24 protein-coding genes are annotated in these 26,488 nt (G+C 54.5%); 17 read left to right on the forward strand and 7 right to left on the reverse strand.

Going from position 1 to position 26,488, the window contains the following annotated elements; genetic code table 11:
- Nucleotides 1-2 precede the first annotated feature (2 nt).
- The 6 genes from rbsK to kup all read right to left on the reverse strand — a co-directional run bounded on the left by rbsK (nucleotide 3) and on the right by kup (nucleotide 6,954).
- Nucleotides 3-932 carry a ribokinase gene (gene rbsK / locus L370_RS15285; protein ID WP_023333910.1) on the reverse strand — a complete coding sequence of 310 codons (930 nt, stop codon included), beginning with the start codon at nucleotides 930-932 and terminating at the stop codon, nucleotides 3-5.
- 106 nt (nucleotides 933-1,038) lie between these two features.
- Complete coding sequence (gene rbsB, locus L370_RS15280; protein ID WP_023333911.1) at nucleotides 1,039-1,929, reverse strand: ribose ABC transporter substrate-binding protein RbsB; 891 nt, start codon at nucleotides 1,927-1,929, stop codon at nucleotides 1,039-1,041.
- Nucleotides 1,930-1,956: 27 nt separating this feature from the next.
- Nucleotides 1,957-2,922, reverse strand: coding sequence for a ribose ABC transporter permease (gene rbsC / locus L370_RS15275; protein WP_006808742.1), 966 nt, complete (start codon nucleotides 2,920-2,922; stop codon nucleotides 1,957-1,959).
- A 4-nt stretch (nucleotides 2,923-2,926) separates the two neighbouring features.
- The gene (rbsA, locus tag L370_RS15270; protein WP_023333912.1) at nucleotides 2,927-4,432 is read right to left on the reverse strand and encodes a ribose ABC transporter ATP-binding protein RbsA; all 1,506 of its coding nucleotides are present in this window, start codon (nucleotides 4,430-4,432) and stop codon (nucleotides 2,927-2,929) included.
- A 7-nt stretch (nucleotides 4,433-4,439) separates the two neighbouring features.
- Nucleotides 4,440-4,859: a D-ribose pyranase gene (gene rbsD, locus L370_RS15265; protein WP_003862392.1), complete on the reverse strand. Its 420-nt coding sequence runs from the start codon at nucleotides 4,857-4,859 to the stop codon at nucleotides 4,440-4,442.
- A 226-nt stretch (nucleotides 4,860-5,085) separates the two neighbouring features.
- Entirely contained in the window at nucleotides 5,086-6,954 is a 1,869-nt protein-coding gene (kup, locus tag L370_RS15260; protein WP_014881875.1) for a low affinity potassium transporter Kup, read from the reverse strand.
- A gap of 222 nt (nucleotides 6,955-7,176) precedes the next feature.
- Here kup and ravA point away from each other — a divergent pair, with 222 nt between their 5' ends.
- Nucleotides 7,177-8,673: an ATPase RavA gene (ravA, locus tag L370_RS15255; protein WP_023333913.1), complete on the forward strand. Its 1,497-nt coding sequence runs from the start codon at nucleotides 7,177-7,179 to the stop codon at nucleotides 8,671-8,673.
- A complete protein-coding gene (viaA, locus tag L370_RS15250; protein WP_023333914.1) occupies nucleotides 8,667-10,118 on the forward strand; it encodes an ATPase RavA stimulator ViaA in 1,452 nt (483 codons plus the stop codon). The genes ravA and viaA overlap by 7 nt, the downstream gene beginning before the upstream one ends.
- Here viaA and asnA read toward each other — a convergent pair whose 3' ends face one another.
- Entirely contained in the window at nucleotides 10,119-11,111 is a 993-nt protein-coding gene (gene asnA, locus L370_RS15245; RefSeq protein ID WP_023333915.1) for an aspartate--ammonia ligase, read from the reverse strand.
- A gap of 152 nt (nucleotides 11,112-11,263) precedes the next feature.
- On the opposite strand from asnA, the gene asnC reads away from it, so the two are divergent.
- From asnC to glmS, 15 genes are all read left to right on the forward strand, one after another.
- Nucleotides 11,264-11,722 carry a transcriptional regulator AsnC gene (gene asnC, locus L370_RS15240; RefSeq protein ID WP_023333916.1) on the forward strand — a complete coding sequence of 153 codons (459 nt, stop codon included), beginning with the start codon at nucleotides 11,264-11,266 and terminating at the stop codon, nucleotides 11,720-11,722.
- A 90-nt stretch (nucleotides 11,723-11,812) separates the two neighbouring features.
- Nucleotides 11,813-12,262: an FMN-binding protein MioC gene (mioC, locus tag L370_RS15235; protein WP_023333917.1), complete on the forward strand. Its 450-nt coding sequence runs from the start codon at nucleotides 11,813-11,815 to the stop codon at nucleotides 12,260-12,262.
- A 374-nt stretch (nucleotides 12,263-12,636) separates the two neighbouring features.
- Complete coding sequence (mnmG, locus tag L370_RS15230) at nucleotides 12,637-14,526, forward strand: tRNA uridine-5-carboxymethylaminomethyl(34) synthesis enzyme MnmG (protein WP_023333918.1); 1,890 nt, start codon at nucleotides 12,637-12,639, stop codon at nucleotides 14,524-14,526.
- 107 nt (nucleotides 14,527-14,633) lie between these two features.
- Nucleotides 14,634-15,257 (forward strand): 16S rRNA (guanine(527)-N(7))-methyltransferase RsmG, encoded by a 624-nt coding sequence (rsmG, locus tag L370_RS15225; protein WP_023333919.1) that lies wholly within the window; start codon nucleotides 14,634-14,636, stop codon nucleotides 15,255-15,257.
- A gap of 616 nt (nucleotides 15,258-15,873) precedes the next feature.
- A complete protein-coding gene (atpI, locus tag L370_RS15220; RefSeq protein ID WP_023333920.1) occupies nucleotides 15,874-16,254 on the forward strand; it encodes a F0F1 ATP synthase subunit I in 381 nt (126 codons plus the stop codon).
- 8 nt (nucleotides 16,255-16,262) lie between these two features.
- On the forward strand, nucleotides 16,263-17,078 hold the full coding sequence (gene atpB / locus L370_RS15215; protein WP_023309789.1) for a F0F1 ATP synthase subunit A: 816 nt from the start codon (nucleotides 16,263-16,265) through the stop codon (nucleotides 17,076-17,078).
- A 49-nt stretch (nucleotides 17,079-17,127) separates the two neighbouring features.
- A complete protein-coding gene (gene atpE, locus L370_RS15210) occupies nucleotides 17,128-17,367 on the forward strand; it encodes a F0F1 ATP synthase subunit C (RefSeq protein WP_000429386.1) in 240 nt (79 codons plus the stop codon).
- 48 nt (nucleotides 17,368-17,415) lie between these two features.
- Nucleotides 17,416-17,886, forward strand: a complete 471-nt coding sequence (atpF, locus tag L370_RS15205) for a F0F1 ATP synthase subunit B (protein WP_014072436.1) — start codon at nucleotides 17,416-17,418, stop codon at nucleotides 17,884-17,886.
- A gap of 14 nt (nucleotides 17,887-17,900) precedes the next feature.
- Nucleotides 17,901-18,434: a F0F1 ATP synthase subunit delta gene (gene atpH, locus L370_RS15200; RefSeq protein WP_023309790.1), complete on the forward strand. Its 534-nt coding sequence runs from the start codon at nucleotides 17,901-17,903 to the stop codon at nucleotides 18,432-18,434.
- Between the two features lie 12 nt (nucleotides 18,435-18,446).
- On the forward strand, nucleotides 18,447-19,988 hold the full coding sequence (gene atpA, locus L370_RS15195; protein ID WP_006808751.1) for a F0F1 ATP synthase subunit alpha: 1,542 nt from the start codon (nucleotides 18,447-18,449) through the stop codon (nucleotides 19,986-19,988).
- 51 nt (nucleotides 19,989-20,039) lie between these two features.
- A complete protein-coding gene (gene atpG / locus L370_RS15190; RefSeq protein ID WP_023333921.1) occupies nucleotides 20,040-20,903 on the forward strand; it encodes a F0F1 ATP synthase subunit gamma in 864 nt (287 codons plus the stop codon).
- 31 nt (nucleotides 20,904-20,934) lie between these two features.
- Nucleotides 20,935-22,317, forward strand: a complete 1,383-nt coding sequence (gene atpD, locus L370_RS15185) for a F0F1 ATP synthase subunit beta (RefSeq protein WP_006177559.1) — start codon at nucleotides 20,935-20,937, stop codon at nucleotides 22,315-22,317.
- Between the two features lie 20 nt (nucleotides 22,318-22,337).
- Complete coding sequence (locus L370_RS15180; protein ID WP_006177560.1) at nucleotides 22,338-22,757, forward strand: F0F1 ATP synthase subunit epsilon; 420 nt, start codon at nucleotides 22,338-22,340, stop codon at nucleotides 22,755-22,757.
- Between the two features lie 138 nt (nucleotides 22,758-22,895).
- A complete protein-coding gene (gene glmU / locus L370_RS15175) occupies nucleotides 22,896-24,266 on the forward strand; it encodes a bifunctional UDP-N-acetylglucosamine diphosphorylase/glucosamine-1-phosphate N-acetyltransferase GlmU (RefSeq protein WP_023333922.1) in 1,371 nt (456 codons plus the stop codon).
- A gap of 224 nt (nucleotides 24,267-24,490) precedes the next feature.
- Entirely contained in the window at nucleotides 24,491-26,320 is a 1,830-nt protein-coding gene (gene glmS / locus L370_RS15170) for a glutamine--fructose-6-phosphate transaminase (isomerizing) (protein WP_023333923.1), read from the forward strand.
- Nucleotides 26,321-26,488: the final 168 nt, after the last annotated feature.

Genomic DNA, 26,488 nt, shown 5'->3' on the forward strand with positions numbered 1-26,488 from the left:
CGTTACCCCTGCTGACTTAAGAATTCATCGATCTCTTTACGCCACGGAACGGAAGGCTGGGCCCCCTTGCGCGTCACCGCAATCGCGGCGGCAGCGTGGGCGAAGCGGATAGCGTCATCCATTCTTTTGCCTTCCAGCAGCGCGGTCACCAGTGCACCATTGAAGGTATCTCCCGCCGCGATGGTATCAATCGCTTTGACCTTAAAGCCCGGCACGCGACGGCCTTCGCCATTGACGCTTGCCCACACCCCACGACTCCCCAGGGTGATAATCACGGTGCCGATGCCCTTATCGTGCAGCGCACGCGCGGCTCGCGCGGCATCGTCATCATTTTCAACGCGAATGCCCGTCAGCTTTTCGGCTTCGGTTTCGTTCGGCGTAATGATGTCCACCAGCGCCAGCAGCTCGTCTGATAATACACGGGCTGGGGCCGGGTTAAGTACGACAGTGGTATGATTTTCATGCGCAATTTTGGCAGCGGCCAGCACGCTTTCAACCGGTGACTCCAGCTGCATCAGCAGGGCTTCCGCTCCGGCGATGATTCCACGCTGCGCTTCGACGCGCTCCGTCGTTAACGCGGCATTAGCCCCAGCATGAATACCGATGACATTCTCACCTTCCGCGTTGACGAAAATCAGCGCCACGCCGGTCGATTCCCCTGCAACCACGCTGACCGGTGCGATATCAATGTTGTCGCTCGCCAGCTGCTTGCGTACGCGCTCACCGGTATCGTCATCACCCGTGCAGGCGATAAACGCAATGTTCGCCCCGCTGCGACCGGCAGCGACAGCCTGGTTTGCGCCCTTACCGCCGAAGGCCACCTGGTACTGGTTACCCGTGACGGTTTCGCCCGGTGTAGGGAACGATTCAAGGTTAAGAATGTGATCGGCATTGATACTGCCAAGGACGACGAGGTTGCCTGCGGTTTTCATGGTTGGGTTGTCCATCTGAGAGCGCCACCGGTGTTACCCGGTGGCGTATGCCACACTTTTCTTTATTGGTGTCCCTCAGGCAGCCAGCGACTGCCTGATTCGCCTTTTACTGCTTGATGACCAGCTTCAGGTCAACCGGGTATTTGGCCTGAACTTTTTCGCCCTTCAGCACTTTGTCGGCAGTTTCAACGCCAGTGGCGCCAATCTGCTCAGGCAGCTGAGCGATGGTCGCAGCCAGTTTGCCATCGTTTACTGCTTTTTCACCATCCGGCGTGCCGTCAAATCCGACAACCATCACATCAGATTTACCTGCGGTCTGCAGAGCACGCAGCGCGCCGAGCGCCATTTCGTCGTTCTGTGCAAACACGGCCTGCACGTCAGGATGCGCGGTCAGCAGGTTCTGCATAACGTTCAGACCTTTAGTACGGTCGAAGTCGGCCGGCTGGCTGGCCAGCACGTTGAATTTATGTGCAGCCACAGCCTGCTGGAAGCCTTCACCACGTTCACGGGCCGCGGAAGTCCCGGCAATCCCCTGCAGTTCGATAACCTTCGCGCCTTCACCGGCTTTCTTCGCGATGTAATCACCCGCGATTTTGCCGCCCAGCACGTTATCAGAGGCAATGTGGCTGACCACTTCACCTTTAGACGCCTGACGGTCCAGGGTGATTACCGGAATTTTCGCCTGGTTTGCCATCTTCACGGCGTTGCCTACGGCATCAGAATCGGTTGGGTTAATCAGCAGAATTTTGGTGCCACGAACGGTTAAGTCCTGAACGTTAGCCAGCTCTTTCGCCGGGTTGTTCTGTGAATCCAGAACCACCAGGTTGTAGCCCAGCTTGTCCGCTTCTTTCTGCGCACCGTCCTTCAGGGAGACGAAGAACGGGTTGTTCAGGGTAGAGACAACCAGCGCGATGGTGTCTTTCGCCATGGCGTTAGCACTTACGGTTGCGCTCAGCGCGACAGCAGAAACCAGGGTAGCCAGTTTTTTCATGTTCATATATAAGATGTCCTGTAGTGTCGTCAGTTACTGTTTTTTGTTGTCTACCAGTACCGCCAGCAAAATCACCACTGCCTTAACGATCATCTGGTAATAGGAGGAAACACCTAACAAATTCAAACCATTATTCAGGAAACCGAGAATCAGTGCGCCGATCAATGTCCCAACAATGCGACCTTTACCGCCCGCAAGACTCGTACCGCCCAGAACCACTGCCGCGATAGCATCCAGCTCATATCCTGTACCCGCCGTCGGCTGCGCGGAGGAGAGGCGCGCCACTTCGATGATGCCTGCCAGTGACGCCAGCAGACCGCACAGGGAGTAAACGATAATTTTGACTTTATTAACGCTGATACCGGACAGGCGCGTTGCCGCTTCGTTACCGCCCAGCGCATAGATATAACGGCCCAGACGGGTATGGTGCAGCATGTACCACGCCGCCAGGAAGACGATAGCCATGATCCAGACCGGCGTCGGGACACCCAGCGGGCGACCGATACCGAACCAGCCAAACAGATCGGCGTTATCGGTAAAACCGGTATTGACCGGGCTGCCGTTGGTGTAAACCATGGTCACACCGCGCAGCAGCAGCATCATCACCAGCGTGGCGATGAACGCCTGAACGCGGCCTTTTGCCACAATCACGCCGGTTACGGCACCAATCGCCGCGCCTGCCGCCAGGGCAGCGGCCACGGCCACCAGCGCGTTGACCTCAATGCCGACAATCGAAGCGGCGATCGCACCGGTGAGCGCCAGCAGGGAACCGACGGACAGATCGATACCCGAGGTCAAAATCACCAGCGTCATGCCGACCGCCATAATGGCGTTCACCGACGTCTGCTGCAGAATGTTGAACAGGTTATTAACGGTGAAAAAGTTCGGGCTCATGGTGGACACAATCGCGATCAGCACCAGCAGGGCAATCAGCGATTTTTGTTCCATCAGCCATGCCTTTGTGAAATAGCGGCGACCAGAAACAGCCTGGGTAGTCATCTTCTTACTCCTGATTCACGCGATTAAGCTTGCCCACAGCGGCAGCCATCAGAACTTCCTGGGTGGCCTGCTCGCGAGTGAATTCACCGCCGAGATGCCCTTCATGCATGACGATAATGCGATCGCTCATGCCTAATACTTCTGGCATCTCGGAAGAGACCAGAATGATGCTCAGACCGTCGGCCTTAAACTGGTTAATCAGCTGATAGATCTCTTTCTTCGCGCCCACGTCCACGCCGCGGGTTGGCTCGTCGAGGATCAACACTTTCGGGCGCGTCATCAGCCCGCGCGCAATCGCCACTTTCTGCTGATTACCGCCGGATAAGAGGCCAATCGCCTGCTCCATCGATGGGGTTTTGACGTTGAAGAGGCGGATAAAATCGCTCACCGCCTGCTGCTCATCTTTATGCTTCAGGCTACCGCCGCTGCGGCTGAAATAGCGCAGCGCAGTCAGGGACATGTTCTCTTTTACCGACATCCCCAGCACCAGACCGTCGCGTTTACGGTCTTCAGAGATATAGACGATGCCGTTCGCCAGGCCATCCTGCGGAGAGCGGGTGACCACTTCATGACCGTCGAGGGTGACATAACCGCTGGTGCGCGGCAGTGCGCCGTACAACACTTTCATCAGCTCGGTACGTCCGGCACCCATCAGGCCCGCCACGCCCAGGATCTCGCCCTGGCGCAGGGTAAAGGTCACGTCGTTCACACCCGGACCGCAGAGGTTGTCTACCTTCAGGCGGATCTCACCCGGCGCTTTATCCAGATGCGGATACTGATCTTCGAGCTTACGTCCCACCATCATTTCGATGAGCGTATCTTCGGTCAGCGTCGCCACTTCGCGCTCGGCAATAAACTGCCCGTCGCGGAAGACGGTGACGTCATCGCAGATTTCGAAGATCTCTTTCATACGGTGAGAGATATAGACAATCCCGCGCCCCTGCGATTTCAGCTCGCGGATCACGCGGAACAGGGATTCGGTTTCGGTATCGGTCAGGGCGTCGGTTGGTTCATCCATAATGATGACCTTCGACTCAAAGCTCAGCACCTTGGCAATTTCCACCATCTGCTGATCGCCAATGGAGAGATCGCCTACCAGACGGTCGCTCTTAAAGCGCAGGTTCAGCTTCGCCAGCAGCTTGTCTGCTTCGGCATACATGGTTTTCCAGTCGATTTTGCCGAACCGGTTAACAAACTCGCGGCCGAGGAAGATGTTTTCCGCAATGGTGAGCTGAGGGATGAGGTTCAGCTCCTGGTGAATAATACCGATGCCCGCTTCCTGAGAGGATTTCGGGCCGGTGAAGGTGGTCTCTTTGCCCAGCCAGACGAGTGAACCTGCATCGCGTTGGTAGATACCGGTCAGCACTTTCATCATGGTGGATTTGCCGGCACCGTTTTCGCCCACCAGCGCCATCACGCGCCCGGGGTAGACGTTCAGCGCCGCGCCGGAGAGGGCTTTTACGCCCGGGAACGACTTATCGATCCCTTTGAGTTGCAGTAATGCGTCCATGATGGCCTCAGAAGGTGACGCCAGCACAGAGAATGATATTCGCATACGGGGAACACTCCCCGCTGCGAATCACCGCCTGACTGTCTGCGGTTTGTTGTTTGAACTGCTCGTGCGTTGTGTAACGAATTTCTATGGTGTTTCCCTGGTGTTGTTGCAGTTGCTCAATGTGGCTGAGCAACGTTTCGTGGAGTTGCGGATTATGTTGTTTGATTTCCGCCGCGAGAATGGCCGCCTCAACCTGCATCTCCGCGGTCACGACTTCCAGTACCTGCATAAACGAAGGAACACCCTGCGTTAACGCCATATCGATACGGGTTGTGCTGCGCGGAACCGGTAAGCCTGCATCGCAAACCACCAGCGTATCGGTATGCCCAAGACGGGAAATAACCGATGAGATTTCTGAGTTGAGAACCGTGCCTTTCTTCATTTTCTTGCTCCACTAGCGAAACGTTTCGCTAAAAGTAGTGTAGCCCCAGAAATGTTCAGAAAACCATCATGACGTAACAGATTTGTGATCGACGTCGAAACGTTTCGCTAAGTGAAATGGAATGGAGGTAAATGCAAAACGGTAACCCCAAGGTTACCGTTTTTTATGTTTGCGCCCTCTCCCTGTGGGAGAGGGTCGGGGTGAGGGCATCAGGCCGTACAAAGACTTAGATCTCGACCTGCGTTCCCAGCTCAATCACGCGGTTAGGCGGGATCTCAAACTGGTCAGGCGCACGCAGGGCGTTACGCTGCAGGATGAGGTACAGCTTGCCGCGCAGGCGCAGATACCACGGGCGCTTGCCGATGATCAGCGACTCGTGCGACATAAAGAACGACGTCTCCATCATCCGACAGCTCAGCCCTTCCAGGCCACAGCGGTGGAACACCTCTTCCACGTTTGGCGTTTCACGCCAGCCGTAGCTTGCCACCACGCGCCAGAAGGTCGGCGACAGCTGCTCAATCTGCACGCGACGGACGTTATGAACATACGGCGCATCTTCGGTGCGCAGCGTCAGCAGGATCACGCGCTCGTGCAGCACTTTGTTGTGCTTGAGGTTATGCATCAGCGCGAACGGAATGACGTTCAGCGCGCGAGACATGTATACCGCGGTCCCCGGCACGCGAACCGGCGGGGATTTCTCCAGAGAAGCGATCATCGCCTCCAGAGAGTTCCCGTGCTCATGCATGCGGCGCAGCAGGCGGAAACGCTCGCTTTTCCAGGTGGTCATGACGATGAACATCACCAGACCCAGCGTCAGCGGCAGCCAGCCACCGGAGACAATTTTGTCGAGGTTCGCAGAGAACAGCGGCACGTCGATGCACAGGAAGCCTACCAGAATCATCGCCACGAGGAATTTATTCCAGTGCCAGTTTCGGTACGCCACCGTGGTGGAGAGAAGCGATGTCAGCACCATCGTACCGGTTACCGCAATACCGTACGCCGCCGCCAGGTTACTGGAGTGCTCGAAGCTGACGATAACAATGACAACAGCGAAATAGAGCAGCCAGTTAACGAACGGGATGTAGATCTGACCCGACTCCATCTCTGAGGTATGGATGATGCGCATCGGTGACAGATAGCCCAGACGCACGGCCTGGCGCGTCAGAGAAAACACGCCGGAAATCACCGCCTGGGAGGCAATGACGGTCGCCAGCGTCGCCAGGATCAGCATCGGCACCAGCGCCCAGTCAGGCGCCAGCAGGAAGAACGGGTTCTTGATCGCTTCCGGGTTTTTAAGCAGCAGCGCTCCCTGACCGAAGTAGTTCAGCACCAGCGAGGGGAGCACCACAATAAACCATGCCACGCGGATAGGCAGTTTCCCGAAGTGGCCCATGTCAGCATACAGCGCTTCCACACCGGTGATGGAGAGCACAACGGCCCCCAGCGCCACGAAGGACACCACTTTGTATTCAAGGAAGAAATGCACGGCCCAGTAAGGGTTCAGCGCATGCAGCACTTCCGGGTTCGCGATAATGCTGCGCAAGCCAAGCGCCGCCAGGATCAGGAACCAGGCCAGCATAATCGGTGCAAACAGTTTACCCACCAGCCCGGTGCCGTGCTTTTGAATAGCGAAAAGCAGCGTCAGGACAATGATAGCGAGCGGAACCACCCACGTATCCAGCTGTGGCGCGATAATCTCCAGCCCCTCTATTGCCGACAGCACCGAGATAGCTGGCGTTATCACCACTTCCCCGTAGAAGAAACTGCCGCCAATCAGGCCGATAATGACCAGCACTGAGGTCATTCTGGCCGAGGTATTACGCCCGGCAAGGGACATCAGGGTCAGGATACCGCCTTCGCCCGCGTTATCAGCGCGCATAACGAAGGAGAGATATTTAACGGAAACCACCAGGATCAGCAGCCAGAAAATGAGGGACAGGAAGCCAAACACGGCATCGCGTTCAACACCAAAGCCAAACTGGCCGGACAGACATTCACGAAGCGTATAAAGCGGGCTGGTGCCGATATCACCGTAGACAACCCCGATCGCCGCAAGCGTTATTGCGGGTAATGATTGCTTATTATCAGTGCTCATAGACTAGTCTTTTCGTTTAAATAACAAATGTGTTCCCGGTCCCTTGGCCCACAAAAAGCGCACAGTATGCACGATTCATTGCAAAATCGTACCCCTAAATGCAACCGCATTAATGTAGCGCAAAGAAAATTGCGCCGCACTTCAGTCTATTACCAGCCCTGACTGAAACGTCTATACTCGCTTCAATTGGCCGCCACGACGGCGAAAGGATGCAAAACTATTATGGCTCACTCACATTTATTAGCAGAAAGAATTTCCCGCCTCAGCAGCGCGCTGGAGAAAGGCCTTTTCGAGCGTAGCCACGCCATCCGCCTCTGTTTACTGGCGGCGTTGAGCGGTGAGAGCGTGTTTTTGCTGGGACCGCCGGGCATTGCCAAAAGCCTGATCGCCCGCAGGCTAAAATTTGCTTTTCAGAACGCCCGCGCCTTCGAATATCTCATGACCCGGTTTTCCACCCCAGAAGAAGTTTTTGGCCCGCTCTCCATTCAGGCATTGAAAGATGAGGGGCGCTATCAGCGTCTTACAGAAGGGTATCTCCCGGAGGCTGAGATTGTTTTTCTCGATGAGATCTGGAAAGCGGGACCGGCTATTCTGAACACCCTGCTCACGGCGATAAACGAACGTCGGTTCCGTAACGGTGCCAGTGAAGAGAAAATCCCGATGCGCCTGCTGGTGGCCGCCTCTAACGAACTGCCTGAAGCCGACAGCAGTCTGGAAGCGCTGTATGACCGTATGCTGATCCGCCTGTGGCTGGACAAAGTGCAGGATAAGGCCAACTTCCGCTCCATGCTGGTCAGCCAGCAGGATGAAAGTGAAAACCCGGTATCCGCTTCGCTGCAGGTGACGGATGAGGAGTATCACCAGTGGCAGCAGGATATTGGCAAAATCAAGCTGCCGGACGCGGTCTTCGAGCTGATCTATCTGCTGCGTCAGCAGCTTGATCTCCTCCCTTCTGCGCCCTATGTCTCCGATCGCCGCTGGAAAAAAGCGATCCGCCTGCTGCAGGCCAGCGCCCTGTTCAGCGGGCGTGATGCCGTTGCGCCAATCGATCTGATCCTGCTCAAAGACTGCCTCTGGCACGATGCAGAAGGCATGAACCTGATGCAGCAGCAGCTTGACGTTTTGATGACCGGACACGCCTGGGGGCAGCAGGCAATGCTCAATCAGCTGGGGGCGATTGCCCAGCGGCGCATCCAGCTTCAGCAGCAGCAAAGTGATAAAACTGCGCTGAAAGTGAACCGCCTGGGAGGCATGTTCGCCCGCAAACCGCACTATGAATTACCCGCCGAGCTGACCAGCCCGACGCTGACTCTGCTGCTCCAGCAGCCGCTCAAACTTCATGACATGCAGGTGGTCCACATTACGATTGAGCGCGAGGCGCTGGCGCAGTGGCTGGATAAGGGCGGTGAGATCCGTGGAAAACTCAACGGCATTGGCTTCGCGCAGCCGCTGACGATGGAAGTGGACAGCAGCCAGCATCTGGTGATCCGCGACGTCAGCCTGCAGGGCTCGCGTCTTGCTCTGCCGGGCACCGCTTCCGACAGCGTGCCCGAAGAGATTAAGCAGCAGCTGGAAGCGCTGGATACCGAATGGCATCAGCAGCACACCCGCTTTAGCGAGCAGCAAAAATGCCTCTTTATTCATAGCGACTGGTTAGGTCGCATCGAAGCCAGCCTGCAGGACGTCAGCGCGCAGATCAAACAGGCGCGTCAATGCTAACGCTGGATACGCTTAACGTCATGCTGGCCGTCAGCGAAGAAGGGTTGATCGAAGAGGTGGTCATTACCCTTCTGGCTTCGCCTCAGCTGGCAGCGTTCTTTGAAAAATTCCCGAAGCTTAAAAAAGCGATGACGGACGATCTGCCGCGCTGGCGGGAAACCCTTCGCCAGCGGTTCAAGGAAACCGAGGTTCCCCCAGAGTTAACGGAAGAAGTAGCTTGCTACCAGCAGTGCCAACGGCTGTCGACACCGCAGTTTATCGTCCAGCTACCGCAAACCCTTACGCTGCTTGATAAAGTCCACTCTCCTTTTGCCAGCCAGGCGCGGGCGCTGGTCACGGATAACGCCACGTTTACCCCGGCGCTGCATACCCTGTTTTTACAGCGCTGGCGGCTGAGTCTGGTCGTTCAGGCCACAACCCTTAACCAGCAGCTGCTGGATGAAGAGCGCGAACAGCTGCTTAGCGAAGTTCAGGAACGGATGACGCTCAGCGGCCAGCTTGAAGAGGTGCTGGTAGAAAATGAAAACGCCGCAGGACGTCTCTGGGATATGAGCGCTGGTCAGTTGAAGCGCGGTGACTACCAGCTGATCGTCAAGTACGGCGACTTTCTAACGCAACAGCCCGAGCTAATGAAGCTTGCAGAACAGCTGGGGCGCTCAAGGGAGGCAAAGTCGGTCCCAAAGAAAGATGCCCCGATGGAAACCTTCCGCACCCTGGTGCGCGAACCGGCAACCGTGCCCGAGCAGGTGGATGGATTGCAGCAAAGCGACGACATCTTACGGCTGCTGCCGACCGAGCTAAGCACGCTGGGGATGACCGAACTGGAATATGAGTTCTATCGTCGGCTGGTGGAAAAGCAGCTCCTCACCTACCGGCTGCATGGCGAATCCTGGCGCGAGAAGCTTAGCCAGCGGCCGGTCATTCATCAGGATTTTGATGAACAGCCGCGCGGGCCATTCATTGTTTGCGTGGATACATCCGGATCGATGGGCGGGTTTAACGAGCAGTGTGCGAAGGCGTTCTGTCTGGCACTGATGCGCGTGGCGCTCGCCGATCGGCGCCGCTGCTTCATCATGCTCTTCTCCAGCGAGGTGGTGGGCTATGAATTGACGAACCAGCAGGGTATCGAGCAGGCGATCCGCTTTTTGAGCCAGCGTTTTCGCGGCGGCACGGATCTGGCCAGCTGCTTTCGCAGCATTGTAGAGCGTATGCAGGGCGGCGACTGGTACGACGCTGACGCGGTGGTGATTTCCGATTTTATTGCCCAGCGGCTGCCGGATGACGTGGTGAATAAAGTGAAGGAGTTACAGCGGGTGCATCAGCACCGTTTTCATGCGGTAGCGATGTCCGCCCATGGAAAGCCCGGCATCATGCGCATCTTCGATCATATCTGGCGCTTTGATACCGGGTTGCGTAGCCGCCTGCTCAGACGCTGGCGGCGTTAATTACAGAAGAGAACCGACGCTTTCACGCACCTGCTGCGGCCAGACGCCACACTGAACCTGGCCGATATGGGGTAATTGCAGCAGCAGCATGGTCAGACGGGACTGCCCGATACCGCCGCCGATGGTCTGTGGCATTTCACCGCGCAGCAGCGCCTGGTGCCACTCGAGTTTGAGACGATCTTCATCACCGGTGACCGCCAGCTGGCGCTTCAGCGCATCAGCATCCACGCGGATCCCCATAGAAGAAAGCTCGAATGCGTCTTCCAGTACCGGGTTCCACACCAGAATATCGCCGTTCAGCCCGGCAAATTCACCCTCACCCGCAGTGCTCCAGTCATCGTAATCCGGCGCGCGAACGTCGTGACGTTTGCCATCAGATAGTTTGCCGCCGATACCCATCAGGAAGACCGCGCCCAGCTCTTTGGCGATCGCACGCTCACGGCCTTTAGCATCCAGATCCGGGTAGCGGCTCAGCAGTTCCTGGCTGTGTACAAAGTGGATCGTATCCGGCAGGAACGGTGCCAGACCAAACTCTTTGCTTACGGCTGCTTCGGTCGCTTTAATCCCGGCGTAGATCGCCTCAACGGTAGACTTCAGCGTGCCGACGTGACGCTCACCGTCACCCATTACGCGCTCCCAGTCCCACTGGTCAACGTAAACGGAATGAATCGGAGAAAGGCGATCTTCATCGGGGCGAAGGGCTTTCATATGCGTGTAGAGCCCTTCACCCGCGCTGAAGTCGTGTTGTCCCAGGGTTTGACGCTTCCACTTCGCCAGTGAATGAACCACTTCGAACTGGGCGTCGGGCAGTGTTTTCACTTTCACCTGTACCGCTTTTTCGCATCCAGACAAGTTATCCTGGGTCCCGTCACCCACGCGGCTCAGAATCGGCGCCTGGACTTCAATTAGCCCAAGCTTATCTTCCAGCTGGCGGGAAAAATGGGATTTAACGAAACTGATCTGGCGTTGTTTTGCGATGTAAGCGGTTTTCATTTTTTTATACTCCTGCGTCCTGTTGATATTGATTAAGCAACAGAAACGGCATCGGATTCAATAACTCATCAACAAAAAGCCACCTTCACTTTTGATTCAATAAAATTAAACGCTAGAATAGAGTGATTCATTAATCTTCATAAGAAAAAGCTATGGAAAATTATCAGATCGACAATCTCGACCGCGGCATCCTGGAGGCGTTAATGGCCAATGCCCGTACCGCCTACGCCGAGCTGGCGAAACAGTTTGGCGTTAGCCCGGGAACCATTCACGTTCGCGTAGAGAAGATGAAACAGGCGGGGATCATTACCGGCGCACGCATAGACGTCAGCCCTAAACATCTGGGTTACGACGTCTGCTGCTTCATCGGCATCATTCTTAAAAGTGCCAAAGACTATCCTTCCGCCCTGGCGAAGCTGAACGCGCTGGATGAGGTCACCGAGGCGTATTACACCACCGGGCACTACAGCATCTTTATTAAGGTCATGTGCCGATCCATTGACGCCCTCCAGCAGGTACTTATCAACAAGATCCAAACAATCGATGAAATTCAGTCCACCGAGACATTGATCTCCCTGCAAAACCCGATCATGCGTACCATCCGCCCGTGATCGGGCAAATTCATTCCCACATTTTCCACAGGTAGATCCCAGCTCGTTCACAGCGTACAATGGCCGTCTCTTTATCTGGGCGAGCGATCAATGGCGGACATTACCCTTATCAGCGGCAGCACCCTTGGTGGTGCGGAATACGTAGCGGAACACCTGGCTGAAAAGCTGGAAGATGCGGGCTTTTCCACACAAACCCTGCACGGACCGTTGCTTGAAGATCTCCCGGCTGACGGGGTCTGGCTGCTGATCACCTCCACGCACGGCGCGGGCGATCTGCCGGATAACCTGCAACCTTTATATGACGAACTGCTGGAACAACAGCCCGACCTGTCAAACGTACGTTTTGGCGCGGTGGGGATCGGCAGTCGCGAATATGACACCTTTTGCGGGGCAATAGAGAAAGTTGAAGCCGCCGTAACCTCCTGCGGAGCAAAACAGCTGGGTGAAACGCTCAAGATCAACATCCTCGATCATGACATTCCGGAGGATCCAGCCGAGATCTGGCTCGCGGAATGGAAAAATTTACTCAAAAACGATTAAAGATCGCGCGAACAGATGTGGATAACTCTGGTTAAAAGCTCGTATTAACCCGTAGTTATCCAAAGAACAACTCTTGTATCGTTTTTGACCTGTGCATAAAGTCGCGATCTGATCCCAGCTTATACTGTTCAGGATCACCGATCATTCACAGCAAACGATCCTTTCTAACTGCATGATCTTCTTTATGAGATCGGACTTATCCACACATGTCCGCGATCCTAATAAGAGATCACAATAGAACAGATCTCTAAATAAAAAGATCTTCTTTTTAATAGCCCAGGATCCCAATGCTTTCTCGAAAGACTAAAGTTGAGTAGAATCCACGGCCCGGGCTTCAATCCATTTTCATACCGCTTTACGCGAGGCAGACCACCATGTTTTATCAGGATCCTTTTGACGTCATCATCATTGGCGGGGGTCACGCAGGCACTGAGGCCGCAATGGCCGCAGCGCGAATGGGTCAGCAGACCCTGCTTTTGACACACAATATCGACACGCTGGGACAAATGTCCTGTAATCCGGCGATTGGCGGCATTGGGAAAGGACACCTGGTAAAAGAAGTGGATGCGCTTGGCGGCCTGATGGCGAAAGCGATCGATCAGGCTGGCATCCAGTTTAGGATACTAAACGCGAGCAAGGGACCTGCTGTTCGAGCGACCCGTGCACAGGCAGACCGCGTGCTTTACCGTCAGGCGGTGCGTACCGCGCTGGAGAACCAGCCGAACCTGATGATCTTCCAGCAGGCGGTTGAAGATCTTATCGTTGAGAACGATCGCGTTGTAGGTGCCGTGACCCAGATGGGCCTCAAATTCCGCGCCAAAGCCGTGGTGTTGACCGTGGGGACATTCCTGGACGGTAAAATTCATATCGGCCTGGATAACTACAGCGGTGGCCGTGCCGGCGATCCGCCGTCTATTCCTCTGTCCCGTCGTCTGCGTGAACTGCCGCTGCGCGTCAGCCGCCTGAAAACCGGCACGCCGCCGCGTATTGATGCGCGCACCATTGATTTCAGCGTGCTGGCGCAACAGCACGGTGATAACCCAATGCCGGTCTTCTCGTTCATGGGCAATGCAGCGCAACATCCGCAGCAGGTGCCGTGCTACATCACGCATACCAACGAGAAAACCCATGACGTGATCCGCAATAACCTCGATCGCAGCCCCATGTATGCTGGCGTGATCGAAGGGATCGGCCCACGCTACTGTCCGTCGATCGAAGACAAAGTGATGCGCTTTGCCGATCGTAACCAGCACCAGATCTTCCTGGAGCCGGAAGGGCTGACCTCAAACGAAATTTATCCGAACGGCATCTCCACCAGCCTGCCGTTCGATGTGCAGATGCAAATTGTTCGCTCAATGCAGGGGATGGAGAATGCGAAAATCGTTCGCCCTGGCTACGCTATTGAGTACGATTTCTTCGATCCGCGTGACCTGAAGCCAACCCTGGAAAGCAAATTCATCCACGGTTTGTTCTTCGCGGGGCAGATTAACGGTACCACAGGCTACGAAGAAGCGGCTGCACAGGGTCTGCTTGCCGGTCTGAACGCCGCGCGTTTCTCTGCTGAGAAAGAGGGCTGGGCGCCAGGCCGTTCTCAGGCTTATCTGGGCGTGCTGGTTGACGATCTCTGCACGCTGGGAACCAAAGAACCGTACCGTATGTTTACCTCTCGCGCGGAATATCGCCTGATGCTGCGCGAAGATAACGCCGACCTGCGTCTGACCGAAATGGGCCGCGAGCTGGGTCTGGTCGATGACGAGCGCTGGGCGCGCTTTAACGAGAAGCTGGAGCGCATTGAACAGGAACGTCAGCGCCTGAAAACCACCTGGGTCAATCCGCAGGCGGAAACCGCTGCCGAAGTAAACGCTCACTTAACCGCGCCGCTGTCGCGCGAAGCCAGCGGGGAAGATCTGCTGCGCCGTCCTGAAGTCACCTACGAGAACCTGGTCAAACTGACCGCGTTCGCGCCGGGCCTGGAAGACGCTGAAGCGGCAGAGCAGGTTGAGATCCAGGTGAAGTACGAAGGTTACATCGCGCGTCAGCAGGATGAGATCGAAAAGCAGCAGCGTAACGAAAACACGCTGCTGCCGGAAATGCTGGACTACCGCCAGGTGACGGGCCTTTCCAACGAAGTGATCGCCAAGCTGAACGATCACAAACCGGTGTCGATCGGCCAGGCATCACGCATCTCGGGGGTGACCCCTGCGGCGATTTCGATCCTGCTGGTCTGGCTGAAAAAGCAAGGTATGTTGCGCCGCAGCGCGTAATTGACATTGCTTTTGGCGGGTGGCGCTTCGCTTACCCGCCCTACTTATTCGTAGGCCCGGTAAGCGGCAGCGCCACCGGGCGAAAAATCGCTAAACAGGTATTCACCGTGCTCAACAAACTCTCTCGTCTGCTGGATCAGGCAGGTATTTCGCTCACCGATCACCAGAAAAATCAGCTGGTGGCCTATGTCGATATGCTGAACAAATGGAACAAAGCGTACAACTTGACCTCAGTACGTGACCCCAGCGAGATGCTCGTTCGCCATATTCTCGATAGCATTGTGGTTGCGCCGTATCTGAAAGGTGAGCGTTTCATCGACGTGGGAACGGGCCCGGGTTTACCGGGCATTCCACTGTCGATTGTTCGCCCTGAAAGCCATTTCACGCTGCTGGACAGTCTTGGCAAGCGCGTGCGCTTTTTACGTCAGGTTCAGCATGAGCTGAAGCTTGAGAACATTACGCCCGTACAGAGCAGGGTAGAGGAATTCCCGGCAGAGCCGCCGTTTGATGGGGTTATCAGCCGTGCTTTTGCGTCGCTCAACGATATGGTGAGCTGGTGCAAGCACTTACCGGCAGAGAACGGACGCTTTTATGCGCTGAAAGGGCAGTTGCCAGGCGATGAGATTGAACAGCTTCCGGACGGATTTGCTGTTGAATCCATCGAGAAATTAAACATTCCTCAGCTCGATGGGGAACGTCATCTGGTGATAATTAAGCCAAACAATTTTTAAAAATTTAATAAAAAATGTGGAATTTGTGCTGTTCCTGGCATGTTAAAAAACAGCACAACTACCGGGGATTTACCGGTGAGCCTTTAACCTCTTTTTAACTCAGGTTTTTCTTCCGGTTAACGTAATGTCTATTGTTCACCGTGAAGATAGTCATCTGTGAAAATATAAGTCTGCTAAAAATGGAAGGCAGTAACCAGAACGCAATGTTAATTATTTATTAAGAATGTCAATAAAAGGTTTTTATTGTGTACTGGGCTGTTTTGAAAATAGTTACGACGTTTTGCTTTTAATTTCATAAAGATAAATTTACGCGATTTGCGCCTTTGATAAATACAACCTTATCGCAAATGTGTGTTTTGTGATCTCGTGCACGCTTTATCGTCAACGTTTTCGCGCTGTTTGCAGTTTTGCTCGAAGGTTGACGCTTTCGGCGAAAGTTAAAAAATAGCGGTGGGGAAAAATATTTAAACATTTATTCACCTTTTCGCTACTTAATGTTTGAAATCACGGGTGCGCACCGTATAATTTGACCGCTTTTTGATGCTTGACTCTGAGCCTTAAAGGACGTTTTATACGACACGCGGCATACCTCGAAGGGAGCAGGAGTAAAAACGTGATGTCTGTGTCGCTCTTGAGTAGAAACGTTGCTCGTAAGCTTCTGTTCGTTCAGTTTCTGGCTGTGATAGCAAGTGGACTGCTGTTTAGCCTCAAAGACCCCTTCTGGGGCATCTCCGCCGTGTGCGGGGGTTTGGCGGTTGTGCTGCCAAACGTGTTGTTTATGATTTTTGCCTGGCGTCATCAGGCGCATACACCCGCCAAAGGCCGCGTGGCCTGGTCCTTCGCCCTCGGCGAAGTGTGTAAGGTGTTGCTGACCTTTGCTCTACTGGTGATGGCGCTGGCGGTTTTGAAAGTGGTCTTCATGCCGCTGATAGCAACGTGGGTTTTGGTGCTGGTGGTACAAGTTCTGGCTCCAGCTGTAATCAATAACAAAGGGTAAAAGGCATCATGGCTTCAGAAAATATGACGCCGCAGGATTACATAGGTCACCATCTGAATAACCTTCAGCTGGACCTGCGTACATTCTCGCTGGTGGATCCACATAACCCCCCGGCCACCTTCTGGACGATCAACATCGACTCCATGTTCTTCTCGGTGGTATTGGGTCTTCTGTTCCTGGCCATGTTCCGCGGTGTTGCTAAACGAGCGACCAGCGGTGTACCAGGGAAATTCCAAACCTTCATCGAAATGATCATCGGCTTCGTCCATGGCAGCGTCAAAGACATGTACCATGGTAAGAGCAAGCTGATTGCTCCGCTGGCCCTGACCGTGTTCGTTTGGGTCTTCCTGATGAACCTGATGGACCTGCTGCCAATCGATCTGCTGCCATTTATCGGCGAGCACATCTTCGGCCTGCCTGCGCTGCGTGTTGTACCGTCTGCGGACGTGAACATCACCCTGTCGATGGCGCTGGGCGTATTTATCCTGATTCTTTTCTACAGCATCAAAATGAAAGGCGTAAGCGGCTTTGTGAAAGAGCTTACCTTGCAGCCGTTCAACCACTGGGCGTTTATTCCGGTCAACCTGATCCTGGAAGGCGTTAGCCTGCTGTCCAAACCTGTTTCACTGGGTCTGCGACTGTTCGGCAACATGTATGCGGGTGAGCTGATTTTCATTCTGATCGCGGGTCTTCTGCCGTGGTGGTCACAGTGGATTCTTAATGTGCCATGGGCCATTTTCCACATCCTGATCATTACGCTGCAAGCCTTTATCTTCATGGTTCTGACGATCGTCTATCTGTCGATGGCGTCTGAAGAGCACTGATTTTTTACCAACACTACTACGTTTTAATTGAAACAAACTGGAGACTGTCATGGAAAACCTGAATATGGATCTGCTGTACATGGCTGCCGCTGTGATGATGGGTCTGGCGGCTATCGGTGCTGCGATCGGTATCGGCATCCTCGGGGGCAAATTCCTGGAAGGCGCAGCGCGTCAACCTGATCTGATTCCTCTGCTGCGTACTCAGTTCTTTATCGTTATGGGTCTGGTGGATGCTATCCCAATGATCGCTGTAGGTCTGGGTCTGTACGTGATGTTTGCTGTCGCGTAGTAGTAGTTTTAAAACCCTAAGCCACAGAAATTAAAGAGGTATTGTGCTGTGAACATGAACGCAACAATCCTCGGCCAGGCCATCGCGTTTATTCTCTTTGTCTGGTTCTGCATGAAGTATGTATGGCCGCCTTTAATGGCTGCCATCGAAAAACGTCAGAAAGAAATTGCTGACGGTCTGGCTTCCGCAGAACGCGCTAAGAAAGATTTGGACCTTGCACAGGCCAACGCGACAGACCAGCTGAAAAAAGCGAAAGCTGAAGCTCAGGTTATCATCGAACAGGCTAACAAACGCCGTTCGCAGATCCTGGACGAAGCCAAAGCTGAAGCAGAACAGGAACGTACTAAGATCGTGACACAGGCTCAGGCAGAAATTGATGCTGAGCGTAAACGTGCTCGTGAAGAACTGCGTAAGCAGGTTGCGATTCTGGCTGTTGCTGGCGCCGAGAAGATCATCGAACGTTCCGTGGATGAAGCTGCTAACAGCGACATCGTGGACAAACTTGTCGCTGAACTGTAAGGAGGGAGGGGCTGATGTCTGAATTTGTTACGGTAGCTCGCCCCTACGCCAAAGCAGCTTTTGACTTTGCTGTCGAACACCAAAATGTCGATCGCTGGCAGGATATGCTGGCGTTTGCCGCTGAGGTGACGAAAAACGAACAAATGGCTGAGTTGCTTTCCGGTGCGTTAGCACCTGAAACTCTCGCCGCGTCGTTTATCGCCGTGTGCGGAGAGCAACTGGATGCCAACGGCCAGAACCTGATTAAGGTCATGGCAGAAAATGGTCGTCTCCGTGTGCTCCCGGATGTTCTCGAGCAGTTTGAGCACTTACGTGCCCTTAGTGAAGCAACCGCTGAAGTCGAAGTGACTTCTGCGACTGAACTGAGTAACGAACAGCTTGCGAAAATCACCGCCGCGATGGAAAAACGTCTGTCACGCAAAGTTAAGCTGAATTGCAAAATCGATAAGTCTGTAATGGCAGGCGTAATCATCCGTTCGGGTGATATGGTCATTGATGGCAGCGTACGCGGCCGTCTTGAGCGCCTTGCAGACGTCTTGCAGTCTTAAGGGGACTGGAGCATGCAACTGAATTCCACCGAAATCAGCGAACTGATCAAGCAGCGCATTGCTCAGTTCAGTGTTGTGAGTGAAGCTCACAACGAAGGTACTATTGTTTCTGTAAGTGACGGTGTTATCCGCATCCACGGCCTTGCCGATTGTATGCAGGGTGAGATGATTTCCCTGCCGGGTAACCGTTACGCTATCGCACTGAACCTGGAGCGCGACTCCGTAGGTGCAGTTGTTATGGGCCCATACGCTGACCTCGCCGAAGGCATGAAGGTTAAGTGTACTGGCCGTATTCTGGAAGTACCGGTTGGCCGTGGCCTGCTGGGTCGCGTTGTTAACACCCTGGGTGCGCCAATCGACGGTAAAGGTCCGGTTGAGCACGATGGCTTCTCCCCAATCGAAGTTATCGCACCAGGCGTTATCGACCGTCAGTCCGTAGATCAGCCAGTGCAGACTGGTTATAAGTCCGTTGATGCCATGATCCCAATCGGTCGTGGTCAGCGTGAACTGATCATCGGTGACCGTCAGACCGGTAAAACCGCGATGGCAATCGACGCCATCATCAACCAGCGTGACTCCGGTATCAAATGCGTGTACGTGGCCATCGGCCAGAAAGCGTCCACCATTTCCAACGTGGTTCGTAAACTGGAAGAGCACGGCGCACTGTCTAACACCATCGTTGTGGTAGCGACCGCGTCTGAATCTGCTGCACTGCAATACCTGGCGCCATACGCAGGTTGCGCAATGGGCGAATACTTCCGTGACCGCGGTGAAGATGCGCTGATCGTATACGATGACCTGTCTAAACAGGCTGTTGCTTATCGTCAGGTTTCCCTGCTGCTCCGTCGTCCACCTGGACGTGAAGCGTTCCCTGGCGACGTATTCTACCTCCACTCTCGTCTGCTGGAGCGTGCTTCCCGCGTTAACGCGGAATACGTTGAGAACTTCACTAAAGGTGAAGTGAAGGGTAAAACGGGCTCTCTGACCGCTCTGCCGATCATTGAAACCCAGGCGGGTGACGTTTCTGCGTTCGTTCCGACCAACGTAATCTCCATTACCGATGGTCAGATCTTCCTGGAAACTAACCTGTTTAACTCCGGTATTCGTCCGGCGGTTAACCCGGGTATCTCCGTATCCCGTGTTGGTGGTGCTGCTCAGACCAAGATCATCAAGAAACTGTCCGGTGGTATCCGTACCGCGCTGGCACAGTATCGTGAACTGGCTGCGTTCTCTCAGTTCGCATCCGATCTGGACGAAGCAACCCGTAAACAGCTGAGCCACGGCCAGAAAGTGACCGAGCTGCTGAAGCAGAAACAGTACGCACCAATGTCTGTTGCTCAGCAGGGCCTGGTACTGTTCGCGGCTGAACGCGGTTACCTCGAAGATGTGGAACTGGCGAAAATCGGTAGCTTCGAAGCCGCTCTGCTGGCTTACGTTGACCGTGATCACGCTCCGCTGATGCAAGAGATCAACCAGACCGGTGGCTATAACGACGAAATCGAAGGCAAGCTGAAAGCTATCCTCGATTCCTTCAAAGCAACCCAATCCTGGTAATCGTCCGGCGGCTTGTCTCAGGACAAGCCGCCTGGCATTGAGGAGAAGCTCATGGCCGGCGCAAAAGAGATACGTAGTAAGATCGCAAGCGTCCAGAACACGCAAAAGATCACTAAAGCGATGGAGATGGTCGCCGCTTCCAAAATGCGTAAATCGCAGGATCGCATGGCGGCCAGCCGTCCTTATGCAGAAACCATGCGCAAAGTGATTGGTCACCTTGCAAACGGTAATCTGGAATATAAGCACCCTTACCTGGAAGAACGCGACGTTAAGCGCGTGGGCTACCTGGTGGTGTCGACCGACCGTGGTCTGTGTGGCGGCTTGAACATTAACCTGTTCAAAAAACTGCTGGCGGATATGAAAGCATGGTCTGAAAAAGGCGTTCAGTGCGATATCGCAATGATCGGCTCTAAAGGCGTCTCTTTCTTTAACTCCGTTGGCGGCAACATTGTCGCTCAGGTGACCGGTATGGGTGATAACCCGTCCCTGTCCGAACTGATCGGCCCGGTTAAAGTGATGTTGCAGGCCTATGATGAAGGCCGTCTGGACAGACTGTACGTTGTCAGCAACAAATTCATTAACACCATGTCTCAGGTTCCAACGCTCACTCAGATGCTGCCGTTACCGGCATCAGAAGATGACGAGCTGAAGCACAAAGCCTGGGATTACCTGTATGAACCCGATCCGAAACCGCTGCTGGATACCCTGCTGCGTCGTTACGTTGAATCTCAGGTTTATCAGGGCGTTGTAGAAAACCTGGCCAGCGAGCAGGCCGCACGAATGGTGGCGATGAAAGCCGCGACCGATAATGGCGGCAGCCTGATTAAAGAGCTGCAGTTGGTTTACAACAAAGCTCGTCAGGCCAGCATTACTCAGGAACTCACCGAGATCGTCTCGGGGGCCGCCGCGGTTTAACCAGGTTTACGAATTACGTAGAGGATTCAAGATGGCTACTGGAAAGATTGTCCAGGTAATCGGCGCCGTGGTGGACGTCGAGTTCCCTCAGGACGCCGTACCACGCGTGTACGACGCGCTTGAGGTACAGAATGGTAACGAGAGCCTGGTGCTGGAAGTTCAGCAGCAGCTCGGCGGCGGTATCGTGCGTACCATCGCAATGGGTTCTTCCGACGGTCTGCGTCGTGGTCTGGAAGTCAAAGACCTTGAGCACCCGATCGAAGTCCCGGTAGGTAAAGCAACACTGGGTCGTATCATGAACGTATTGGGTCAGCCAATCGACATGAAAGGCGACATCGGTGAAGAAGAGCGTTGGGCTATCCACCGCGCGGCACCTTCCTACGAAGAGCTGTCCAGCTCTCAGGAACTGCTGGAAACCGGTATCAAAGTTATCGACCTGATGTGTCCGTTCGCGAAGGGCGGTAAAGTCGGTCTGTTCGGTGGTGCGGGTGTTGGTAAAACTGTAAACATGATGGAGCTGATCCGTAACATCGCGATCGAGCACTCCGGTTACTCTGTGTTTGCGGGCGTAGGTGAACGTACTCGTGAGGGTAACGACTTCTACCACGAAATGACCGACTCCAACGTTCTGGACAAAGTATCCCTGGTTTACGGCCAGATGAACGAGCCACCAGGAAACCGTCTGCGCGTTGCGCTGACCGGCCTGACTATGGCTGAGAAGTTCCGTGACGAAGGCCGTGACGTTCTGCTGTTTGTTGATAACATCTACCGTTACACCCTGGCCGGTACGGAAGTATCTGCACTGCTGGGTCGTATGCCTTCAGCGGTAGGTTATCAGCCTACGCTGGCGGAAGAGATGGGTGTTCTTCAGGAACGTATCACCTCTACCAAAACCGGTTCTATCACCTCCGTTCAGGCGGTATACGTACCTGCGGATGACTTGACTGACCCATCGCCAGCAACCACCTTTGCTCACTTAGACGCAACCGTGGTACTGAGCCGTCAGATCGCGTCTCTGGGTATCTACCCGGCCGTTGACCCGCTGGACTCCACCAGCCGTCAGCTGGATCCACTGGTAGTTGGTCAGGAACACTACGACACCGCGCGTGGCGTACAGTCCCTGCTGCAGCGTTACCAGGAACTGAAAGACATCATCGCCATCCTGGGTATGGATGAACTGTCTGAAGAAGACAAACTGGTGGTAGCACGTGCGCGTAAGATCCAGCGCTTCCTGTCCCAGCCATTCTTCGTTGCGGAAGTATTCACCGGTTCCCCAGGTAAATACGTTTCCCTGAAAGACACCATCCGTGGCTTTAAAGGCATCATGGAAGGCGAATACGATCACCTGCCGGAGCAGGCGTTCTACATGGTTGGTTCCATCGACGAAGCCGTGGAAAAAGCCAAAAAACTTTAACGCCTTAATCGGAGGGTGATATGGCAATGACTTACCACCTGGACGTCGTCAGCGCAGAGCAACAAATGTTCTCTGGTCTGGTCGAGAAAATCCAGGTAACGGGTAGTGAAGGTGAACTGGGTATTTTCCCAGGTCACGCACCGCTGCTCACCGCCATTAAGCCTGGTATGATCCGCATCGTTAAACAGTTCGGTCACGAAGAGTTTATCTATCTGTCTGGCGGCATTCTTGAAGTGCAGCCTGGCAGTGTGACCGTTCTGGCCGATACCGCTATCCGTGGACAGGATCTCGACGAAGCGCGAGCCCTGGAATCGAAGCGTAAGGCTGAAGAGCACATTAGCAGCTCTCATGGTGACGTGGATTACGCTCAGGCGTCTGCGGAGCTGGCCAAAGCGATCGCGAAACTGCGCGTTATCGAGTTGACCAAAAAAGCGATGTAACACCGGCTTGAAAAGCACAAAAGCCAGTCTGGATACCAGGCTGGCTTTTTTTTTCGGCCTTAATTCATGATTAAAAAGATGTAGAATTTTAAGCATCAAACGTTTTTACTTCACACTCAAACTACCGTCAGGATGCGTATGTCAAACAGTGCGATGAGCGTGGTGATCCTTGCCGCTGGCAAAGGGACCCGCATGTATTCCGATCTGCCTAAGGTGCTCCACACGCTTGCAGGAAAGCCAATGGTGCAGCATGTCATTGATGCAGCGAATGAACTGGGTGCCAGTCAGGTTCATCTGGTCTACGGCCACGGCGGCGATCTGCTTAAAAAGACGCTGAGCGATGACAAGCTCAACTGGGTGCTTCAGGCAGAACAGCTGGGCACAGGCCATGCGATGCAGCAGGCTGCGCCATTCTTTGCGGATGACGAAGACATTTTGATGCTCTACGGCGATGTCCCGCTGATCTCCGTTGAAACACTGACTCGCCTGCGTGAAGCCAAACCGCAGGGTGGCATCGGTTTGTTAACCGTCGTGCTGGACGATCCAACCGGTTATGGCCGCATCACCCGTGAAAACGGCAACGTCACGGGGATTGTTGAGCATAAAGATGCCAGCGACGAGCAGCGCCAGATTCAGGAGATCAACACCGGTATCCTGATTGCCAATGGCGCGGATATGAAGCGCTGGCTGTCAAAACTCAACAACAACAACGCGCAGGGTGAATACTACATCACCGACATCATTGCGATGGCCTACCATGAAGGGCGTGAAATTGCCGCCGTTCATCCGGCGCGCATCAGCGAAACGGACGGCGTCAATAACCGCCTTCAGCTTTCCCGTCTTGAGCGTATTTATCAGTCCGAGCAGGCCGAAAAACTGCTGCTGGCAGGCGTGATGCTGCGCGATCCGGCGCGTTTCGATTTGCGTGGTTCGTTATCTCACGGGCGTGACGTTGAAATTGATACTAACGTTATCCTCGAAGGTCACGTCACGCTGGGCAATCGCGTCAAAATTGGCGCCGGCTGCGTGATTAAAAACAGCGTCATCGGTGACGACTGCGAAATCAGCCCGTACAGCGTGGTAGAAGATGCCCGTCTGGATGCCGCCTGTACCATCGGCCCGTTTGCGCGTCTGCGCCCGGGCGCTGAGCTGCTGGAAGGCGCTCACGTGGGTAACTTCGTGGAAATGAAAAAAGCGCGTCTGGGTAAAGGCTCGAAAGCCGGTCATCTGACCTATCTGGGCGATGCGGAAATTGGTAATAACGTGAATATTGGTGCAGGGACTATTACCTGTAACTATGACGGCGCCAATAAGTTTAAAACCATCATCGGTGATGATGTGTTTGTTGGCTCCGATACGCAGCTGGTGGCGCCTGTTACCGTGGGTAATGGGGTGACCATTGCCGCCGGAACAACCGTGACGCGCGATGTGGCCGAGAACGAGCTGGTGTTAAGCCGCGTTCCGCAGGTCAGCAAGCAGGGCTGGAAACGCCCGGTGAAGAAAAAGTAACAACAAGGCGGGTGGCGCTACGCTTACCCGCCCTACGATTGAGTAGGCCTGATAAGGCGTAGCCGACATCAGGCAAACCCGGGAGAGGAGATAAATATATATCTCCCCCACAAGCAGTACCCATAAAAATAACCCCACTCTCTACAAGGCTCGGGGCGCCCGGAAAGGGCAAATACAGGTCAGCGACAACGCAGGCATAATGCCTAAATTCGGAATCTAAAATTATGTGTGGAATTGTTGGCGCAGTTGCGCAGCGTGATATTGCTGAAATCCTTCTCGAAGGTTTACGTCGTCTGGAATACCGTGGTTACGACTCCGCCGGTCTGGCTGTCGTCGATGCAGAAGGTCATATGACCCGTCTGCGTCGTCTCGGTAAAGTGCAGATGCTGGCCCAGGCCGCGGAGGAACATCCGCTGCATGGGGGTACCGGTATTGCGCACACCCGCTGGGCGACGCACGGCGAACCGTCTGAAGGTAACGCGCACCCGCATGTGTCTGAACACATCGTGGTCGTGCACAACGGCATTATCGAAAACCACGAACCGCTGCGCGAAGAACTGAAAGCGCGCGGCTACACCTTCGTCTCTGAAACTGACACCGAAGTGATTGCTCACCTGGTGCACTGGGAGCTGGAGCAGGGCGGCACGCTGCGTGATGCGGTGCTGCGTGCTATCCCTCAGTTGCGCGGTGCGTACGGTACGGTGATCATGGATTCCCGCGACCCGTCCACGCTGCTGGCCGCGCGTTCCGGTAGCCCGATGGTTATCGGTCTGGGCATGGGCGAAAACTTCATCGCTTCTGACCAGCTGGCGCTCCTGCCGGTTACCCGTCGCTTTATCTTCCTCGAAGAGGGGGATATCGCGGAAGTGACTCGCCGCAGCGTGACCGTATTCGATACCAAAGGCGAGCAGGTGAAACGTCAGGAGATCGAATCGAATCTGCAGTACGACGCGGGCGACAAAGGCGCTTACCGTCACTACATGCAGAAAGAGATTTACGAGCAGCCAAACGCCATCAAAAACACCCTCACCGGGCGCATCAGCCACGGTGAAGTGGACCTGAGCGAGCTGGGCGCAAACGCGAACGAACTGCTCGGTAAAGTTGAGCATATTCAGATCGTGGCCTGCGGCACTTCCTATAATTCCGGTATGGTTTCTCGCTACTGGTTTGAATCCCTGGCGGGTGTGCCGTGCGATGTGGAAATCGCGTCTGAATTCCGCTATCGCAAATCTGCGGTGCGTCGTAACAGCCTGATGATCACCCTTTCCCAGTCCGGCGAAACGGCGGATACGCTGGCCGCGCTGCGTCTCTCAAAAGAGCTGGGTTACCTGGGCTCGCTGGCCATCTGTAACGTTCCTGGCTCCTCGCTGGTGCGTGAGTCCGATCTGGCGCTGATGACCAAAGCGGGTACCGAAATCGGCGTGGCCTCCACCAAAGCGTTTACTACTCAGCTGACCGTACTGCTGATGCTGGTGGCGAAGCTGGCGCGTCTGAAAGGCGAAGATGCTTCCGTTGAGCATGACATCGTTCATGGCCTGCAGGCACTGCCGAGCCGTATTGAGCAGATGCTGTCTCAGGACAAACGCATTGAAGCGCTGGCGGAAGATTTCTCTGACAAACATCACGCCCTGTTCCTGGGCCGTGGCGATCAGTATCCGATTGCGCTGGAAGGCGCGTTGAAGCTGAAAGAGATTTCCTACATTCACGCAGAAGCCTATGCGGCAGGCGAGCTGAAGCACGGCCCGCTGGCGCTGATTGACGCGGATATGCCGGTCATCGTTGTGGCACCGAACAACGAACTGCTGGAAAAACTGAAATCTAACATCGAAGAAGTGCGCGCCCGCGGCGGCGTACTGTACGTCTTCGCCGATCAAGATGCCGGTTTTGTCAGCAATGACAACATGCACATCATCGAGATGCCGCACGTTGAAGAGGTGATTGCACCGATCTTCTACACCGTTCCGCTGCAGCTGCTGGCCTATCATGTTGCGCTGATCAAAGGCACCGACGTTGACCAGCCGCGTAACCTGGCAAAATCGGTTACCGTAGAATAATCCCTTCAGGCTCCACCTTCGGGTGGAGCTTTTTTATCCCGCCCGGTTTGTTTTTAATCAATCCTTTCTCGTTTTTAATAATGACAATCTGTCATCTTCAGCTACTTTTTTCAGTGTCACATAAAGAAAATATTTCTGAAAACGCCTTGTCATAAAAGTGGCTAACGC

The organism is Enterobacter sp. MGH 24, assembly GCF_000493015.1.
Classification (GTDB): Bacteria; Pseudomonadota; Gammaproteobacteria; order Enterobacterales; family Enterobacteriaceae; genus Enterobacter.